Below are 16,555 nucleotides of genomic sequence, written 5' to 3' on the forward strand. Positions count from 1 at the left end.
GTGACACGAAACCCCGAAACAGACCCCGACCAGCAACAACACCCCAGCCACTCACTGTCTCTCAAACCACTGTCCCCAAACCAAGAGATCGCACCCCGCGATCCCGGGCTCATCGCGAAGTGGATCAGCTACACCGTCATCAACACCGAACGCCAGGACTGGAAGCGGGGCGTCGAGGCCGCGTACCGCTACCGGCAACGCGAGGAACACCTCGACGTCCCCTACGAGCACACCGAGGGCGCCTATCCGCTGGGCCGGTGGCTCTCCGACCAGCGCCGCGCCTACCGGGCCGGCCAGATGACCGGGGAACGGGCGGCCGAACTGGAAGAGCTGGGCATCGTCTGGGACACCGCCGACGCCGGCTTCACCGAGAACCTCGCCGCCGCGCGCGCCTACTACGAGCTCCACGGAACCCTGGCGGCCCCGCGGCACGCAACCGCCCTGGACCGGGCCATCGGGCAGTGGCTGACGAACATCCGACGCCCCGACGGGCTCGGGAAAGACCCCGAACGCGCCGCGCGGCGGGCCCGGGAACTCGCGGCCATCGACCCGGACTGGAACCCCCGCGAGAACGGATGGACCGTCGACTGGCAACGGCACCACGCCTACCTCACCCAGCTCCTCGCCGGCGGCACCCGCCTTGCCGACGTCGTACCCGGAGTCACCCTCCACGGCGACAACATCGGCCGCTGGCTCACCACCCAACAACGCGACTTCAGCAAGCTCAACGCCGAGCAGCAACGCAGGCTCGCCGAACTGGGCGTGAAGAAGGCCGCACAGGCACGTAAGGCGCCCGCGAAGGCGGCTGCGGCGTCCGGGCCGGGCGCGGGCGGCGGGGCGTTCCAGAAAGGGTTGGAGGCCCTCGCACAGTACGTCGCGCGGGAGGGGCGGTTCCCAGGGCGCGGCGTCGTGCAGGTCCTGGCCGACGGGAGCGAGCACCACACCGGAATCTGGATCTCGAACCAGAAACAGCGCCGCGACAAACTCGACCCGGCACAACTCACCGCCCTCACCGAACTCGGTGTGGAGTGGGCACCTGTGGCGTGAGGAGAGGCTAGTGGTCTCCTGATCTCAGCAAATGCGGACCTGTTCCCTCCAGCAGCGGCCTACGATCTTCTGAGGAGGCTGGGTTCGCGGCTGGGAGGCTGCTGCACTGAGCCGTAGGACTGAGGGGGCATCGTCTTGGCCACGCTGAATCACATGAAGGAACGCACGCTCGGTTTCTTCGAGATCGTGGTTGTCAAGGACGGTGAGGCTCAACGGATTCCGGAGCCTATGGACTGGGATGGGGCACTTGCAGATCTCGCCCGGGCTCCGGTTGGCGCTCGTACGCATGAGGGCGAGCACCGGATCGTGGGGACGGCTTTCCCGCACAACATGGAAGATCACCTGCTCCTGCACCGAGTGAAGGATGCCGGTGAGTGGTTGTCTGTCATCAATTTCGACACAGGCGATCTTCGTGAGCTCGAGCAGTCGGCTCATGAGGGATACCTCGATACCTCTGTCGTCTGCTTCCTACCGTTCGGCAACGTGGTGGGCATCATGCAGGGTGGGGTATCCGCGCCCAGTCACAAGTCCCTTGAGACCTGGATCAACGGCATCGAGATGTTCCCCGGCAGCAGGCTGCAGCTGCGCCCTGTCGTTGCGCACTCCGAGATCGAGAAGCTCAAGTCCGCGGTGGGGGCGAGCCGCGTCGAGGTCAAGGTCATGGGCAACAAGATGGGCGCGCTGCGAGAGCGGCAGGGTGGCCTTGCCCGACTCCTGCGCGTCGCTGGTGACGCGTACGGGGAGATCAGCGTCACGATGGTCATCTCCGTGCCCCGAGGGAAGGAACTGAAGGAGCACCGGGAGCACCTGCTTGCGGACCTCGACGAGATCTCCGACGTCGTGACAGGTGCCGAGCGCGCGCGGGCGCGGCTCGTCTACTCGGACCCGGGTGGCCCGGAGCAGACACGACTCGTCGAGCTGGTCGAGCTGGTCGAGCCCAGCATTACTGCCAAGAAGCGGGTCCCAGCCACGGATGCGGAAGGGAACTCGATCCGGATCGTGTCAGCGGTGGATGCCATCCTCGTGGCAGCGGCGGAGCACGAGGATGCGCTCCGGCTCGCGGTGGACGCGGGGGATTCATGACCTAGGCGGGGGGATCGTGTGGGCGTCCGTACGAGTGTCATCGACAAGTGGGCCGAGCGCGCCTGGACCGATTACCTGATCGCGGTGATCGTCATCGGGGCCCACCTTCTCATCGTCCGGGGATGTGGTTCGGGAGACTGGCTCACCTGGATCGGCACCACCCAACGCACCGACATGTACGCCGCGGCAACTGGCGTCGTGTCGGCCATCGGTGGTCTCAGTGCCATCGCCATCGCCATCTACACCACCGCCAACGGCGAACGTCTGCGGGCCGTGCGGCAGCAACGTCATGGTGAGCTCAGGCGTACCTGGCGCAGCCTGTTGCAGGGCACCGCGCTGGCATGTCTTTTGATCCTGACCGCCTTCTCACTGGACCGCGACAAAGATCCCCTCTCCGCGCGCTTCATCTTCGAGTACGCCATGGTCTTCGCCGCGTTCCGGTTCGCCCGGTTCGTCTGGCTCTTCGACGGAATCATGGCCGTCTCCGACGCTGACTTGGTGGAGGAAGGACCGTCCGTAGCCGTACCTGCACGCGACCCCAACTGGCTCGAACGCCGTCGCCGCCAACACGACAGCAACCCGTAGCCCTGGAACTGCGGTAAGTCCGCCTGGGGCAGCAGACCATGCGGACAGCTCACGACTTTCTCAGCGCAGATGCCGGAGCCCGTAGTCCGGTGGCAGCCATCCCTTCTTCCTTCGGTCGATGGTCTTTCGGGTGTGCGGAGGCGGATACGGGCAGCCCCGCATCAGATCGGGTTCCGCTGTGGCCCAGGCCGTCCGGTAGTGGGCGGTGCACACAGGCCAGATGGTCGTCTCGGCTTGCTGCGGGCTCTGGGTCGTCGCGTTTTTTTGTACGGCGATGCTTGGGGCGTGGTGGCTGGGGCGGGCGCAGCTTTCGGCGAAGGCCGTCAGGTAAGGCTGTCCCGTGCTTCCCCATGGGTCGCTGAAAAGCGGGCCGTTCATGCCGGTCTCGATGCTCCAGGCGTACGCGGCAGCTCTCAGCAGGGGGCGGGCCCAGGCGGGTACCGGGTGGGTTGTGCAGCCTTGACGGAGGCCGTGGTCGTGGAGTGTGATCGTCGTGCCGTCCGGGCCCAGGTCCCCGACGTGCGCGGTGTCGAGCTGGGTGGTGGAAGCCGCAGTGAACAGCGCCGTGGCGAGTTGGGCCGACAGGTGGGGGTGGGCCGTGGCCTTGTGGAGTCGCCGGGCGACCTCCGCTTCGGTGACCGCCGGCATCACGGGCGGGAAGAAGTCCCGGTCGGGCGCCATCGGTGCGAGGCAGTGACAAGAGTCTGAGGCTTCGTCGACGCTCTTGAGAGTGGTCAGCGCGGGCAGGTTGATCCAGCGATTCGCCAAGGCCTGACTGTCTGGAGTGTCCGCAGGCGCTCGGCGGCGGGTACGGTCTCGGGCAGCATCGCGCGGGCCTCCGCGATGCGGTGTTCCACCTGCCTCAGCTCGCGCTCCAAGAAGGTGCGCATGTCCGCGCGGTGACAGACGAGGACCAGGCGGACGCCCGTGCGCCGGCGCAGCGCGTGGAGGGCTCGGAAGCGGGGCGGGGTGAGCAGGTGTGCCCGCAGCAGGGTCAGGTCGATGATGGGGGTGGCCAGGATCCAGGTGGCGGCAAGCAACCACACCCGGGCTGGATCGACCCGTTGGGGACCGGACGGGAGAACGGGTTTGCCCAGGGCCGCGAGCACGTCGTAGGCGAGCGCGATCGAGGCGTCCGCTCCTGGGGTGGGATGCACGGTGAGCCGCCCTTGGGCCGGGGCATGGGAGGCCAAAGCGGCCCGGGTGTGGACGACATCGTCGAATGGGTCCAGGACTACCGTGACCGGCGGCGGATTCGGGCAGTCAAGCATCAGGCCACCCGGCGGTGGCGAAGCTTGCTGTAGGCCCAGCGCAGCAGGTCCTCGTCCACGCCGGCGCGTCCGGACTCCTTCATCCCGACGGTCAGGTGATGGGTGATCTTCGCCCAGGCACGGAAGTTGCCGTGCGCGGCCTCGTGATCGCACATCGAGATCAGGTCAGGGTCCGCGTCCGCGTCCGCCCAGACGGGATGAAAGGCCGGGATGACGGTGAGGACCTCCTCCAGCGGCATCGGGTCGATCTCCTGCCACGCGTACACCCGCGACTCCAGCATCGGCTCGCTTTGCAGCATCTCGAAACAGCCGTCCCCGCCCGTGAACACGATCGTCAGGTCCGAGCCGATGTCATCCCACACTTAGCGCAGGTACTCGAAGCACATCTTCGACAGCCACTGCGCCTCGTCACAGACCAGGACGTGCGTCTCCTCCAGGGCGCCGCGCAGCGTGCGGTCGAACTCGATCGGCTGCCCCGGCGGGCGGCCCTGCAGGCCGAGGGCGTGGAACAGTCGTGGCGCAGGTCGCGGGTGGTGGGGCGGGAGCGGAACTGGATCCGGCGTGTCAGCTTCGGTGCGAACTCGCGCAGCGAGGTGTTTACCGGGAGCGACTTGCCCCGCCCCGCCTGCCCGTAGATATAGATCATGGCTCTGGCCTCGATCGCGGCACGGATGTTCTCCCTCACCATGAGCAGGGCGCGGGTGGAGACGACCTGGGCGCCCGGCAGGCGCATGAAGTGGTCCTCCCGCTCCCGGGGCAGCCGGCTCTGTCGCTCAGCAGTCACCATCGCTCAACGCTCCCCGCTGTCGTCACGTACATCGGGCTTCCCCGGTGGCCTGCCATCGTCTGGCTGTCCGGCATCCGCCTGCCGGCTGGCAGGCCGGTGAGGGCGGACAACCGGACGCACCCAGGAAGCCGGGGCCTCACGAGGAGGGATCAAGTCCGGCAGCGCCCGGGCCGCCAGATCTGTGCCCCTGGCCCGGGCGATCTCCGCCTCGGCCTGCGAGGAGGTGACCGTGCGCCGCGAACGGGGAGCGTCAGCCGTGGTCATGGCCGTGTAGCGGGCTTTGCGCAGCCTCTCCGCCGCCTTCAGATCCGCCTTCAACTGCCGGGCCTTCTTCTCCCTGACCGAGCTCAGCGCACGACGCTGCTCCACCGTCGCCGCCTCCGCGAGATATGCGCTGCCCAGGTGACGGCCCCTCTCCTCGGTGGAGAACACCTCGATCTGCCCGTCGTAGTGCGGCAGATACCGCAGCCGCACCCGCATGCCCACGTGCCCGGCCATCCACGGCGCGATATACGCACGACGTCGCCAGCTGATCCCGTTCGTGGTGATCTTCCGAACTCGGGCCGTGCGGCGCGCGGCGCCCGCTCCAACGCCCGAGTCGAGGCGCGCCATCCGGCACGGGCGCGACCTCCCAACCGCGCAGGTCCAGCCCGCGCAGCCCGACGTCGACCCAGCGGGCGACGTCGCCGGGAGCAGCCAGGTGCTCGTGTGCAGCCGTTCCAAGGCGGCAACGGCGGCGGCGACGACCTCGGTGACGACCCACGGGTCGGCGGCCCGGATCTCGCCCTCGAGCCTCTTGTCACCGGCATCGTCGCGGACGCCTTTCCCATGTCTGCCGCGCAGCAGAACCAGATCGTGGGCGTCGTCTCGCTCGACGCAGCCGCGTTCAAGGCTGAGGACAGCAGGTCCCGGTAGGACCAGACGCGATTGACGATCGAGAGCTGGTCTTCGCGCTGGGCGTGGCTGGACTCGGCCGCTCAACGTGCGCAGCGTAGTCGTCGAGGTTGGCCAAAGGCACCTCGCTGAAGCATGTCCGGCCGCGTCCGAAGCAAGGGATCTCCAGCCAATCATGCGGCTGACTCGCACACATCGGATATTGATCGGTGTCGGTCCGGTGTACGCCTCGACCGGGACTCCCCCACCGGGCTCCGGCTGCGCGAGAGCGACCGGTTCGGATGGCGCGGCCGACGTCGACGGGAGGGTGTCGTCCCGTTCGACCGTCACCTCGTGCTCGACCGACGACGACGTGGGGCGCAGCGTGCGGGTTCGAGGCCGGTAGTTCCCCGGCCGGCAGCGCTGCTACGCCGCCCGAGCCCATCGCCCCGGCCGAGAGCGAGCGGGCGCAGCAGACGGTGCCGCGGCCGCCGTCCCGGTGGAAGCGCCGGACGCGGAAGCTGCGCAACGAAGCGGGGCTGGGCCTGGCGCGAGGTATCGGGCACCGCGGCGGGCGGCATCGCCTTCAGCGCTGTACTCCTGTACAGCCAGCGCGCCTGACAGACGTGCAAGGCCCTGCAACAGCCTGGGGTGGAGTCGGTGAACTCCACCCCAGGCGATGGCAGCGACACCGACTCCGCGGCCCGGCAGCCGGACCCCTGCTCAAACCGAAGTGGCCGGCAGTGCGCCTGGTCGCATCGCAGGTTCATCTCGATGAACTCCCGGAAGTAGTTCCTGTCCAGGAGCAATATCGTGCACCCGCGTGAGCACCTTGCCGGTGCAGGTGATGCTGTCGACGATCAGCACCTTGTTGCCGAAGCCACGCCTCGGGGGACGGGCGTCAGCATGACCGGCATCTCCAGGGTGGTGACCCCGGTGTAGCACTCGACATCCGCGATGTCCGTGACGGCTGCCAGCAACCCATCCATGTCCAGCAGACGGCCATTGTCTCGGGCTGCGGTACTGGCTGGTCCTGCGCGTTCCGGTCGTTGTCGATCATGCCGGGTGCTGCGGTGGACTCGATGCAGGTGCTAAGAGCTACTGGGGCAGGCCAACGGTTGAAGTGGTATCGATCCGCTGGTAAGTCTGGCTGTGGCCACCGCGCTGCCGAACGACCGTTACGGCACCACCAACCAACGGGCAAGCAACCGTCAAGGGACAAGGGGGGGTTGGAATGCGCCTCACAGTGATCGTGCGCCAACAGCTACTCGACCAGAATGAGGGGTTCACAAGAACCACGCATGACAGTCAGAAGAACTTCACCGAGGACATCAAATACACCATCACGGGCGGCGAACTTCACATGCGTCGGACGGGCAAATCGTCCTGGGCAGACAGCCGCTTCGACGAAAACTCTATTGCCGATGTTGAGCAGACCCGACGATTCCTGAGGAAATATCTGGACAGCCTCAATACTGCCGGAATCGAATAAGTAAAACCCCTCTACGGTGCACAGCCGCTGAATGGATCGGCGGAAGCCGCAAGGGGTTGTTCCTCCGCGCGCCACGGGGGCGGGCCCGGCGCGAAGCGCCTTCCAAAGGGGCCGCGAGCAAAGCGACCGGCCCGAAGGGCAGCGTTTTTGCCCGCCCGTGCCGAATGGCACGGAACGGGCCCCCGGAACGCACCGGGCCCGCGCCACCCCAAAGGGAGGCGCGGGCCCACAGGTTGTCAGCTGGCTCGCAGCCCTACACGTCAGGCCCTCTCAGGCAAGGCAGCGCGAGCGCCTGGCTGACCTCGGCATCGACTGGGCTCGGTGGCACCCGGCCGGAGCGGTTGGGATGCACACCCGCTGTTGCCGGAGGTCGTTCCCCCGGGGTGACCACATACAAAGCAGCCACGACGTTCGTACTCACGGCCGGTGCGGCGGTAGCGGCAGCCGCCGCACCGGCTTCCGCCGGAGGCGTCGGTGACATCCTGTCGCCCGCCTTCGGCACCAACTGCGCCAACCACGACACCGTCCCCCACGCCGCCGGGGCCACCACCACCGGCACCGGCGCCGCCGACGGCAGCCTCCTCGGCAGCCCCTCAACCAAATGCGGCGGAGCCGACATGCCAACCGGCGGCGACGCCGACGAACAACACGGTCTCGCGAACCTGGATACCGTCGGCGTCGGCGTCCTCGGAGGCGCAGAGAGTTCGGAGTGAGCGGGTGGCACCCGGCCGAAGGATCGCAGAGGTACGTCAGAGACCGCCAGAAGGCCACCACGCCCACCGCGACCGGGGTCCGCACCCCTCGCCGTCCCGGGGGGTCTCGCCCCGCGGCCGGCGATCGGGGAAGTCCTGCCCCGGTGCCCGATAGGCTCGCCGCACCCGCGCCGACACGGAGTGTGCTAGGTAGGGCCGTGCGTGACGAGCTCGCCCCTCGAAATGCAGTACACCGGCCCCACACAGCCCCGGCAGCCCTCACGGTCCGCCGGGGCCTTCCGCTGATGGGACTCGGTGAATCGTCCCCCACCGAAGCTCGGGGGTGGGACGGACCTGCTCACTTGGATGCCCTACTGCCGGAAGCGCTGAGCTCACCCGGCTGGGGGAGGGAGGTCGTTCCGGCGGCCGATGTCACGCCGCCGTGCTTGATGCGACGTTCAGAACATGACCAGTGATGAACGGACGATGGATGCACTCTGGAGCGCCTGGTGGCAGCGATGGCCGCGCTGGGCGGCCAGGGCCACGGTGCTGTGGGCGGTGATTTATGCCGGCTTCGGCCTGGTATGCGCGCTGAGCGGGACCCCCTTGCTCGGCCACGGCTCTTCCAGGTTCGGTTGGGTGGTCGTGGCAGTGGGTGTGCTGGCTGCGTTGGCCAGTGGAGCGGTGGTGCTGTACGGGCTGCGGCCGGTGCTGCGGGGGCTGCTCCGGGTGGTCTGCGCCCTGGCTGGGGTCACCGCGTTCAGCCTGCTGATGGATGTGATCACGCTGATGTTCGGTCAGGGCGTCGACAGTCGGGCCTCCACCGCAAACAAGGTCCTCGCGGCGGTCGGGGCGGTCCTGCTCGCGGCCACGGCCCAGTCCGACCGCCGGCCCGCCGGTACTGCCGTACGAGCGCCGTCCGCCGCACCGCGGCTCATCCAACGGGCTGCCTGGGCAGGAACGCTGGCCTTTGTCCCGTACGCGGCGATGAAACTCGTCTGGGCATTCGGCGGGACGTTCGCGGGAATCACCGGCGAGGAGATGCTCGCGGCCTCGGAGCGCAACGGCGCCTCAAAAATCTTCCTCACCCTGGAGTCCTGGGGCCTGGATCCCACCGCGCTGCTGGCCGTGCTCGGCGTCTTACTGCTCTGGGGCCTGGTCCGGCCGTGGGGACAGGTCTTCCCGCGCTGGACGCCGTTCCTTCGCGGCCGACGGGTGCCGCGCTGGCTCCCGCTCGCCCCGGCTCTGCTCGGTGCTGCGACACTCGCCCCGTACGGCGTCGTGGGGATCGGATACCTGGCCTTGGCCACGTCCGGAGCAGTGACGATGCGGCGCGGCGACTTCCACTCCTGGGGCGACGCGGTGCTGGTCGGATGGATCGGGATGGTCGCCTTCGCCGTTTACGGCATCGCCCTGATCATCGCGGCCCGCTCGTACTGGCTTCGGACGCGTCCCGCTTGCCAGATGACTGCTGTCACAGAGTGACCGTTCGTGGCCAGTCAGATCCCACCGACTGGCCACGGAGGATCCGGTTGGCCCTGACAACAAGGGCGAGACCTAGTCATCCGGGATGAGCGAAGCGCGCCACAAGCACCCTTCGCTGCTCGACGCGGCCCCGCACATTTCGAGGCCGACAGCCGGGACCCCACGTGCTGAAGCAGCCGCACGACCGGCGGCCCCGAATCGGAGGGACCATGTCGAGGCAGGATTACGCGGACGGGCGCACCGTCCACCAGGTGGCGATCGACCTGGACGGCTCGACCTCCGCAGCACAACGTCGAGGAGGATCCGGAGGGACCCGAAGCCGCGCAGTCCTACATGGACGCCGCGGCGGAGGAGGGAATCCACCCGCCGCAGGTGGAGTCCGGCAGGACATCGACGCGGATGCACGGATGCGGGGCGAACCGTGCCAACGGCAGCACCTACGGTGGGCGTACGACGGCACCCACATCTACGGCGCGGACAGCAAGACCGTACCGACCGAGCGGACCTACTGGACCGACGAGGCCGGATACCTGGTCGGAAAGAGCAAGGGCGGCCCCGCCCAGGCTTGGACCCTCGCCGCCTGGAAACCCGCCCAGACCCAGCAGCCCGACCCGGTGCGCGCCATCGCGCTCACCGGCCTGTTCGGACCCATCGCCGGCTTCCTCGGCAACTGACAACACCCGCCCCCGCGGTGGAGCCGCCAGGCACGGGCCGGTACCTGGCGGCTCCACTCGCACTCGGCAGTCCGACCCGTTCCGTGTTCGACGCCCATCGAATCCCGCTCCAGCACGCTGACCAGCGTCTCCGACATGCCTTGCAGGCAGCGGTGCCGGTGTATACGGCGACGGCATCGGTTTTCGGTGACTGAGACGTAGTTGGCCCATCCGGCCGAGCCTGCGTTCACCGACGAGTGGGTGGGCCGCGGTGGCCGAGCGAGGCGACGCCGGGTCAGTCTCGGGTGCGGCGGCGCAGCTGGTGGGTGACTGCCCGTTGAGACAGGGGGCCGAGTCCTTCCAGGGCCTGAGCGAGGACGGCGAGCTGTTCGAGCGAGTCCAGGGCGCGGGCGGCACCTTCGGGGTCGACGCCCTCGTACAGTTCGATGCCGACGAAGGAGGCGGCCGCGGCACGGGCCAGCCCGGCGTCGGCGAGCAGGGAGAGCGGGTGATCCGAGGCGAAGCGCCGCGCCGAGACGCGCGTGCCGTCGGGCCGCTGCCGCTCGCCCCCGCTGACTCCGGTGCCGGCGATCCACAGGGCGGACAGCAGCCGGGTCGCGTAGCGAAAGCGCGGCGGCTCTCCCTCGACGCGGGGCAGGTAGGAGATCGAGGTGAACCTCAGGTCCCAGGACTGGTGCCGCGCCGGGTCCTGGGTCCGCTCCCAGAGGACCTCCATATCGGCGTCGATCACGGTCTCCACGTACAACCCCATGGCCGCCCCCCTCGCCCGTCCCTTGGTTTGAGCGTTCGCTCGAACCGCAAGTTGGCTCAGTTTGATCGAACGCTCAAGAAGATTGCGGATGGCCGGTCGGGAGCGTGCGCTCAGGACGCCCCTCCCCCACGACCGCACACGTGCGCGACAGCGCCCCGGTCCGGCGGGCGTAGTCGGGGGCGTGTTCGGCCATCCATAGGTCGATGTCGAAGCCGGAGATGGTGTGGCCGTAGCGCGCGACGAGGCTCCCGCGGGCTTCGAAGAAGCGGGCGGCCACCACCCTCCCCTGTTCCCAGCGTGTCGTGCGGCCCGAGTCCTATTCGACCACCGTGATGAGACGAGAGGGACCTGTCGACGAGAGCGGGCCGGCGTTGCTTTCGGCGCCGTCCTCCTGGCTCCAGACACGCACGTACTTCGATCGGGCAGCCCAGGCTCCGAGATCACCCGTATCGGCGTCGTACTGCTGCCAGGTCCTGCCCCGTTCCTTGGGGTCGAGGCGCCAGGTCTGCGGCCTGGACGACCAGACGGTGACATGAGTGATCCGCCCGGTGTGCTGCCTGAACAGGTGGTCGGGGTTGGCCGGCTCGCCCGGAGCAGTGAGTGAGCCCAGCCGGCTCAGTCCGAGGTGGGCGAGCGAGTGGACGACCATGCTTTCGCCCTCGTCCCCTTTATCCGGCGAGAGCTCGACAGCGGCACCCTGAAAGTGGGCCGCACCGTACAGGGTGACCTTGGTCCGCTGGTCAGTGCTCCTTGACATGTAATTCTCCGCAACCCTTTAAGGCCCCCGGGGGTGTTTCCGGCAAAGATCTGTTGCGTGCTGGAGTGACTGCAGGCGCCTCCCACCCGGGGGCAACCGCTTTCCACGTCGACGTCGTTCCGTGTACGTGTGCGGGCTTTTCCTCCAGTGTCGGCGAACGCTTCTGCGCCGCGCCCGGCCCGACGTCTTTGTGCTCTTACAGGGTAAGAGGCATGTGAGAGGAAGGAGGGGGCGAGATGAGCGCCAAAGAGAAGGCCAAGGCAGCAGTCGAGCAGGTTGTCGGCCGCACGGTGCGCAAGATCGCACACGCCATCGGCCATCGGACGACGGCGGCAAAAGGTGCCGCTCTGGAGGCACGGGGAAAAGCCCGGCGCCTCAAGGAAAAGGGGAAAGACAGGCTCAGATTCTGAAGTGTGGCCCGGTGGGCGGTTCAGTGGGTTTCGACGCGTCCGGGCGGCGAAATCCTGAGCGGCCTCTCGCCGATGTTAAGGCCACCGGAAAGCGCCGGCGGTTCCTCGCGAGCGATAGGGTGTAACACGCGAGGAGGAGGCTGTCATGACCGAAGCAGCTGCTACGACCACCCCCCGCGAACGGTATCGGCGGCAGGTGCGTGCCGAGATCAAGGAACGGGCGCGAGAGCAGATCGCTTCTGCCGGAACCACGGCGCTTTCACTCAACAAGATCGCGAAGATCATGGGTCTCAGCGGTGCCGGTCTCTACCGCTACTTCACGAGTCGGGACGCGCTGCTCACTGAACTGGTTCGGGATGCCTACCAGAGCCTGGCGGACACTTTCCGAACGGCGGCCGACGGCGGTGAAGGCGACCTCCGCAGTCTGGCCCGCGCCCTGCGCGCGTGGGCACTCGCCGATCCACAACGCTACTTCCTCGTCTACGGCCCGCCGGTGCCGGGCTATCACGGTCCCGTCGATCTCACGTCCACCATGTCGGACATCATGAGCTGCATCCTTGCCGCGTGCGATGCGCAGGCTCGGGAGGACCACTCCGGGCCTGCGTCCACACCCCTTGCGAAGCCCGGGGAGGGCTTGCAGCCCGGGTCTGCGCGGCGGCGGGCCGTTGCCTTCTGGACGCGGCTGCACGGGGTCCTGTCCCTGGAGCTCAGCGGTCACTTCGCCGGGATGGACATCGACCCCTCCTCGCTCTACGAAGCCGAACTCGACCTGCTTGCGACCGGCTGACGTGAGGGGGCAAGGCCCAGTGCCTGACCTCGGCAGGCCGAAACCGGCGCTGTTTCCTCGGACCGGGTCAGTCGCGGGGCGGCAGGAGGGTACCGAGGGGTCCGAGGTCGAGGTTGAGGTCTTCCAAGGCGTATCCGTGCTCGGCGCACAGGTCGGAGAGGGTGTCGTGCAGGGCCATGAGTGTCGCGCCGAGTTCCTCTTCCTGGTCGTCGCTGAGGTCGCCGGCGTCGACGCGGCGCAGGGCTTGGCGTTCGATGAGCTGGCGCACGAGCTCGACCAGGGTGAGGACGAGTTTGAGGAGGTCCTCACCGACGGTTTCGGGGTTGGTGTGCAGATGCCGGGCGGGGCCGGAGGTCTCTCCGTGGACGGGTGGGGGTGCCTGGGTGAGGCGGAAGGCCTGGGAAAGGTTGGCGCCGACGTCTTGGAGGGCTCCGGTTCGGGGCTGCGGGGGCGGGGTCGATTCAGGGTTCATCGTGGTCCCCACCCTGTGCCGGGCCGGGGGTGGCTTCGGAGCTGACCGAGACGATGAGGGCGCGCAGCGAGATCCGGACGAGGTCGATGTCGGCGATGGACAGGACGATGTCGCCGGTCAGGACGACGCCGCCGCTCAGGAGTCGGTCGAGGAGGTCGACGAGGGCGACTTGCCGGTCGGGCAGGGGCTCGTCGCGTCCGCTGAGGGTCATGGCGGGGACTCGTGGTGGGCGTTCGGGTCGGGGGCATCCGCCAGGGTGACGAAGGAGTAGGGGGCCCAGGGACCGGTGACCTCCACGCGCAGGTCCGGGAAGCCTTGGGCGGCGTCATCGATGGCGCTCTGGAAGTCCTCGGCCTGGTCGTTGGGGATGAGGTAGGCGTCGTTCAGGACGTTCTCCTCGGGTCCGGTGAGGGCGCCGCGTTGGGGGGCGTGGCGCACGCGCCGGGTGGTGTGTCGGGCGGCGATGGCTTCGACGGTTGCGGCTGCGTGCTGGGCTTGCTGGTGGACGGCTTCGCGGGCGTGGTGCTGGGTTCGGCGCGCCCGGAGGTAGGCCTTGCCCGGGCCGGCGGTCGGTGCGCGGGGTTCCGCGGGGGGTGGGGCGAGGTCGGGCCCGGTGGGGGCCGCGAGATAGATCTTCACGCCGTATTCGGTGTGGTCTCGAAGCTGATCCATGCTCTCGGAGAAGGCCGGCCGGCCGAGGGCGAGGGCTTGGCGGGCGCTGTGGTCGTCCTGGTAGACGGTGGCCAAGCGCAGGGGAAGCACGGTTGCGTGAGCGGCCACGGCCTGGACGATGTCGTGGTGGGTGCGGGCGACGTCCTCGAGCCAGTCGAGGTCTTCGAAGTGGGTTTTGAGTGCGGTCTCGTTGAAGTCGTGTTCGGGCACGTCGGCCGCCACGAACACCAGTTGTGCCTCCCCGATGGCCGGGGGGATCGCCTCGGGGGCGGGAGGCAGGAGTCGCAGGGATGCGCCGGCGATGCCGCGCAGGGTGGTGAGGGCCGTCGTCAGCGAGAGGGTCGGCTGGGTGACCGCGTAGATGTAGGTGAGATTCGTGGTGTTCACCGTGTGCTCCCCCGTCGGCGGGGCGGTGGCTCGCCGGGCTCATCACCGTGGAGAGTTTCGTCTCCGGGGTCGAGCTGGGCCCGCAGGGCGTCGAGTTCGGTGCGCAGGCGGCGGTTCTCCTGCTCCAGGGGGCTGCCGGTGTGCCGGCTGGAGAGGGACGGGTCGTGTTCCCACCAGTCGATGCCCATCTCCTTGGCCTTGTCCACGGAGGCGATCAGGATCCGGAGTTTGATGGTCAACAGCTCGATGTCGAGCAGATTGATGCGGATGTCGCCGGCGATGACGATCCCCTTGTCCAGGACCCGCTCAAGGATGTCGGCGAGACTGGAGGTGGAGGTCTGTCCGTACGGCATCGGGGCGCGGGAGGAGAAGGATCCGGGTCGGCCGGGTAGGGGCTCGGTCACGGTGATGTTCCCTCCTCGCGTTCAGGGGAGACGGTGGCGGAATTCCGATATCTCTTCCAGGCGGTCGATCAGTTCGTCCTCTTGACGGTCGAAGGTCTCCTGGTCGATCTCTCCGCGCAGCAGTTGCTGTTCCAGTTCGGCGAGGCGGCGCCAAACGGGGGCGGGGTCGTAGTACTCCTCCTCGGCCTGGTCGACGACGCGCTGCGCGACCCAGGTGACAGCGCGTACCGGCGCCACGGGGAGCGTCAGCAGGTAGGTCAGCAGTCCCATGGGTCTGTCCTCCTTTCCCGCCCGGGGGCATGCGGGTCATACGAAGCTGTAGGGGGGCAGGGGGCCGGAGAAGCGCAGGTCGACGCCGCTGCCGATCTCGCGGGCGATGTTCGTCTCCGCGGTGCGCAGCCGGCCTTGGTGCTCATGGGGCACCAAGAGGGAGAGATTGAGGAAGTCGGTGCCGGAGGGCGAGCGCAGGAGATGCTCGCGGGCCAGGGGGATGAGTGCTTCGGTCATCTCGGCCGCCAGGCTTTCCTGTCGAACCTGGACCTCTCGGGCGACCATTTCGCCCAAGGCGAGCGGCAGGCCGGGATCCCGGTCGCCGCTGCGGATCCGGTCGTTGAGGTCCTTCGCCTGGGGCAAGTCCTGGAGGATCTGTTGCAGCAGTGGCGCCTCGTCCTCCTGAGAGGCCCGGACGTGGTATTCGGCGCAGCCCTCCAGGCGCTGCAGCGCGGCGAGGTAGGCCTCCGCGTTGGACTGGAGGGCCTCGCTCACCGCGAGGTCGTCGGTGGCGACGTAGCCGAACTGCAGGGGCAGGACGGTGCCGTCGACCATCAGGCGTTCCAGGACCTCCTGGTGCGCGGCGAGGTCGCGGCGTTTGGGGCGAATCTCCTCGTCGATGTCGCTGACCACCGCGCACAGCTGCCCTTGTGCCACCGTGCGTAGCGGGGAGGGGTCGGCGCCGATTCCGTTGACGCCGTCCAGTTGCCGCGGGTGGTCCTTCGCGGTGATGGAGTACACGTAGAGCGGCATGGGTTACTCCCTCTCCCGCCGGGCCGGGCGCCGGGCGGCGGGTCGGCGCCGCCTGGGTGCTTCTTCCACCACCTCGTCGTCGTCTTCGTCTTCGTCGGAGTCGCGGGATGTGGAGGATTTGCCGGTCAGGGAGTCGGTCACGGCTTCGACGGCGCCGGTGAGCGCTCCTTTGGACTTCCCGTGGGCCCCGCCTTCCATCACCTTTCCCATGACGTCGGGGAGTTGGGCGGGCGCCTTGCGGCCGGCTTCGAGGTCGAGGCGGTTGCAGGCTTCCGCGAAACGGAGATAGGTATCGACGCTGGCCACGACGATTCGCACGTCGATCTTGAGGAGTTCGATGCCCACCAAGGACACACGGATGAAGATGTCGATGACCAGCCCGCGATCCAAGATGAGTTCCAGAACGTCGTAGAGGCTGCTCGACCCGCCTGCCTGTCCCCGCGCGACGGGGCTGCCGCTCTGCGGCACCATGGTCATGGCGTCTCCTTCCGTCGGCCGTACCGTTGTCAGGTCGGCCGGTCGATCATGCCGCGCGTGTAGCGGCGGGTGCGTTCGTAGGAGATCAGCTCGCCCTCTCCGTCCAGCGTGACGCGGTAGCTGGCCATGACGCTGGTGGTGTCGGGGATGCGTTCCAGTTCCACCACCTCAACGTGCGCCTCCCAGCCGTCCTCGGTCGGCTTCAGTGAGGAGACGGAGTCCGGGTGGCGGCCGAGGAGTTCGGCGAGTTGCTGGGCCGCGGCTCGCATCGCCACCGCCGGGCCGGGCGCCGCGGGACGGCGCCGGGGCGGGGTGCGCCTGGGCGTTCTCCTGTCCTGCTCCGCGCCCTCACCGGCAGCCTGTGGAGAGGCCCGCCGGGGGCGTGCAGGTTCCGCTGCGGCCATATGGCCCTCCCTTGGGGAGACG

Annotated in this window: 25 protein-coding genes and 1 pseudogene; 10 read left to right on the forward strand and 16 right to left on the reverse strand. The window is 68.4% G+C overall.

The genetic code is table 11. The features are described from left to right. The 3 genes from ACIRO3_RS30115 to ACIRO3_RS30125 all read left to right on the forward strand — a co-directional run. Nucleotides 1-1,047 (forward strand): helicase associated domain-containing protein (locus tag ACIRO3_RS30115; RefSeq protein ID WP_404141982.1); only part of this gene is annotated, 1,047 nt, incomplete at its 5' end. A gap of 153 nt (nt 1,048-1,200) precedes the next feature. Then, nucleotides 1,201-2,130, forward strand: coding sequence for a hypothetical protein (locus ACIRO3_RS30120; RefSeq protein ID WP_404141984.1), 930 nt, complete (start codon nt 1,201-1,203; stop codon nt 2,128-2,130). Between the two features lie 18 nt (nt 2,131-2,148). Then, nucleotides 2,149-2,715 (forward strand): hypothetical protein, encoded by a 567-nt coding sequence (locus tag ACIRO3_RS30125; RefSeq protein ID WP_404141986.1) that lies wholly within the window; start codon nt 2,149-2,151, stop codon nt 2,713-2,715. Between the two features lie 60 nt (nt 2,716-2,775). Here the strand turns inward: ACIRO3_RS30125 and ACIRO3_RS30130 are convergent, their stop codons facing one another. The 4 genes from ACIRO3_RS30130 to ACIRO3_RS30145 all read right to left on the reverse strand — a co-directional run bounded on the left by ACIRO3_RS30130 (nt 2,776) and on the right by ACIRO3_RS30145 (nt 5,385). Then, nucleotides 2,776-3,483 (reverse strand): hypothetical protein, encoded by a 708-nt coding sequence (locus ACIRO3_RS30130; RefSeq protein WP_404141988.1) that lies wholly within the window; start codon nt 3,481-3,483, stop codon nt 2,776-2,778. Continuing rightward, a complete protein-coding gene (locus ACIRO3_RS30135; protein WP_404141990.1) occupies nt 3,450-3,872 on the reverse strand; it encodes a hypothetical protein in 423 nt (140 codons plus the stop codon). The genes ACIRO3_RS30130 and ACIRO3_RS30135 overlap by 34 nt, the downstream gene beginning before the upstream one ends. Nucleotides 3,873-3,985: 113 nt before the next feature. Further along, nucleotides 3,986-4,348, reverse strand: a complete 363-nt coding sequence (locus ACIRO3_RS30140; RefSeq protein WP_404141992.1) for a hypothetical protein — start codon at nt 4,346-4,348, stop codon at nt 3,986-3,988. Nucleotides 4,349-4,776: 428 nt separating this feature from the next. Beyond that, nucleotides 4,777-5,385 (reverse strand): Mu transposase C-terminal domain-containing protein, encoded by a 609-nt coding sequence (locus ACIRO3_RS30145; RefSeq protein WP_404141994.1) that lies wholly within the window; start codon nt 5,383-5,385, stop codon nt 4,777-4,779. A gap of 96 nt (nt 5,386-5,481) precedes the next feature. On the opposite strand from ACIRO3_RS30145, the gene ACIRO3_RS30150 reads away from it, so the two are divergent. Next, a complete protein-coding gene (locus tag ACIRO3_RS30150) occupies nt 5,482-5,688 on the forward strand; it encodes a hypothetical protein (protein ID WP_404141996.1) in 207 nt (68 codons plus the stop codon). Between the two features lie 768 nt (nt 5,689-6,456). On the opposite strand, the pseudogene ACIRO3_RS30155 reads toward ACIRO3_RS30150, so the two are convergent. Beyond that, nucleotides 6,457-6,605, reverse strand: a pseudogene (locus ACIRO3_RS30155) (phosphoribosyltransferase); the annotation flags it as partial. Nucleotides 6,606-6,880: 275 nt separating this feature from the next. Here ACIRO3_RS30155 and ACIRO3_RS30160 point away from each other — a divergent pair. The 4 genes from ACIRO3_RS30160 to ACIRO3_RS30175 all read left to right on the forward strand — a co-directional run bounded on the left by ACIRO3_RS30160 (nt 6,881) and on the right by ACIRO3_RS30175 (nt 9,989). Beyond that, on the forward strand, nt 6,881-7,138 hold the full coding sequence (locus ACIRO3_RS30160) for a hypothetical protein (RefSeq protein WP_404141998.1): 258 nt from the start codon (nt 6,881-6,883) through the stop codon (nt 7,136-7,138). A gap of 383 nt (nt 7,139-7,521) precedes the next feature. Further along, nucleotides 7,522-7,851, forward strand: coding sequence for a hypothetical protein (locus ACIRO3_RS30165; RefSeq protein WP_404142000.1), 330 nt, complete (start codon nt 7,522-7,524; stop codon nt 7,849-7,851). A 444-nt stretch (nt 7,852-8,295) separates the two neighbouring features. After that, a complete protein-coding gene (locus ACIRO3_RS30170) occupies nt 8,296-9,315 on the forward strand; it encodes a hypothetical protein (RefSeq protein WP_404142002.1) in 1,020 nt (339 codons plus the stop codon). Between the two features lie 407 nt (nt 9,316-9,722). Continuing rightward, nucleotides 9,723-9,989: a hypothetical protein gene (locus tag ACIRO3_RS30175; protein WP_404142003.1), complete on the forward strand. Its 267-nt coding sequence runs from the start codon at nt 9,723-9,725 to the stop codon at nt 9,987-9,989. Nucleotides 9,990-10,263: 274 nt separating this feature from the next. Here ACIRO3_RS30175 and ACIRO3_RS30180 read toward each other — a convergent pair whose 3' ends face one another. From ACIRO3_RS30180 to ACIRO3_RS30190, 3 genes are all read right to left on the reverse strand, one after another. Next, nucleotides 10,264-10,740 (reverse strand): hypothetical protein, encoded by a 477-nt coding sequence (locus ACIRO3_RS30180; RefSeq protein WP_404142005.1) that lies wholly within the window; start codon nt 10,738-10,740, stop codon nt 10,264-10,266. 73 nt (nt 10,741-10,813) lie between these two features. After that, entirely contained in the window at nt 10,814-11,017 is a 204-nt protein-coding gene (locus ACIRO3_RS30185; protein WP_404142006.1) for a hypothetical protein, read from the reverse strand. Nucleotides 11,018-11,056: 39 nt separating this feature from the next. Beyond that, a complete protein-coding gene (locus ACIRO3_RS30190; protein WP_404142008.1) occupies nt 11,057-11,497 on the reverse strand; it encodes a hypothetical protein in 441 nt (146 codons plus the stop codon). Between the two features lie 236 nt (nt 11,498-11,733). Between ACIRO3_RS30190 and ACIRO3_RS30195 the strand changes: the two genes are divergently transcribed. Next, nucleotides 11,734-11,907: a hypothetical protein gene (locus tag ACIRO3_RS30195; protein ID WP_404142010.1), complete on the forward strand. Its 174-nt coding sequence runs from the start codon at nt 11,734-11,736 to the stop codon at nt 11,905-11,907. Between the two features lie 145 nt (nt 11,908-12,052). Beyond that, entirely contained in the window at nt 12,053-12,694 is a 642-nt protein-coding gene (locus tag ACIRO3_RS30200) for a TetR/AcrR family transcriptional regulator (RefSeq protein WP_404142012.1), read from the forward strand. Nucleotides 12,695-12,761: 67 nt separating this feature from the next. On the opposite strand, the gene ACIRO3_RS30205 is transcribed toward ACIRO3_RS30200, so the two are convergent. The 8 genes from ACIRO3_RS30205 to ACIRO3_RS30240 are packed head-to-tail and all read right to left on the reverse strand — an operon-like array spanning nt 12,762 to nt 16,533. Continuing rightward, nucleotides 12,762-13,166, reverse strand: coding sequence for a gas vesicle protein K (locus ACIRO3_RS30205; protein WP_404142014.1), 405 nt, complete (start codon nt 13,164-13,166; stop codon nt 12,762-12,764). Continuing rightward, nucleotides 13,156-13,377 carry a gas vesicle protein gene (locus tag ACIRO3_RS30210; RefSeq protein WP_361783698.1) on the reverse strand — a complete coding sequence of 74 codons (222 nt, stop codon included), beginning with the start codon at nt 13,375-13,377 and terminating at the stop codon, nt 13,156-13,158. Before ACIRO3_RS30210 ends, ACIRO3_RS30205 begins: the two co-directional genes overlap by 11 nt. Next, nucleotides 13,374-14,225, reverse strand: a complete 852-nt coding sequence (locus ACIRO3_RS30215) for a GvpL/GvpF family gas vesicle protein (protein ID WP_404142016.1) — start codon at nt 14,223-14,225, stop codon at nt 13,374-13,376. The genes ACIRO3_RS30210 and ACIRO3_RS30215 overlap by 4 nt, the downstream gene beginning before the upstream one ends. Further along, nucleotides 14,222-14,629, reverse strand: a complete 408-nt coding sequence (locus tag ACIRO3_RS30220) for a gas vesicle protein (protein ID WP_404142018.1) — start codon at nt 14,627-14,629, stop codon at nt 14,222-14,224. Before ACIRO3_RS30220 ends, ACIRO3_RS30215 begins: the two co-directional genes overlap by 4 nt. Before the next feature lie 21 nt (nt 14,630-14,650). Beyond that, the gene (locus ACIRO3_RS30225; protein WP_361783692.1) at nt 14,651-14,899 is read right to left on the reverse strand and encodes a gas vesicle protein GvpG; all 249 of its coding nucleotides are present in this window, start codon (nt 14,897-14,899) and stop codon (nt 14,651-14,653) included. A gap of 36 nt (nt 14,900-14,935) precedes the next feature. Continuing rightward, on the reverse strand, nt 14,936-15,652 hold the full coding sequence (locus ACIRO3_RS30230; protein WP_404142020.1) for a GvpL/GvpF family gas vesicle protein: 717 nt from the start codon (nt 15,650-15,652) through the stop codon (nt 14,936-14,938). A 3-nt stretch (nt 15,653-15,655) separates the two neighbouring features. Further along, nucleotides 15,656-16,129 carry a gas vesicle structural protein GvpA gene (locus ACIRO3_RS30235; RefSeq protein ID WP_404142022.1) on the reverse strand — a complete coding sequence of 158 codons (474 nt, stop codon included), beginning with the start codon at nt 16,127-16,129 and terminating at the stop codon, nt 15,656-15,658. A gap of 29 nt (nt 16,130-16,158) precedes the next feature. Further along, nucleotides 16,159-16,533 (reverse strand): gas vesicle protein, encoded by a 375-nt coding sequence (locus tag ACIRO3_RS30240; protein ID WP_404142023.1) that lies wholly within the window; start codon nt 16,531-16,533, stop codon nt 16,159-16,161. Nucleotides 16,534-16,555: the final 22 nt, after the last annotated feature.

The organism is Streptomyces sp. NPDC102278 (assembly GCF_044766345.1).
Lineage (GTDB): Bacteria > Actinomycetota > Actinomycetes > Streptomycetales > Streptomycetaceae > Streptomyces.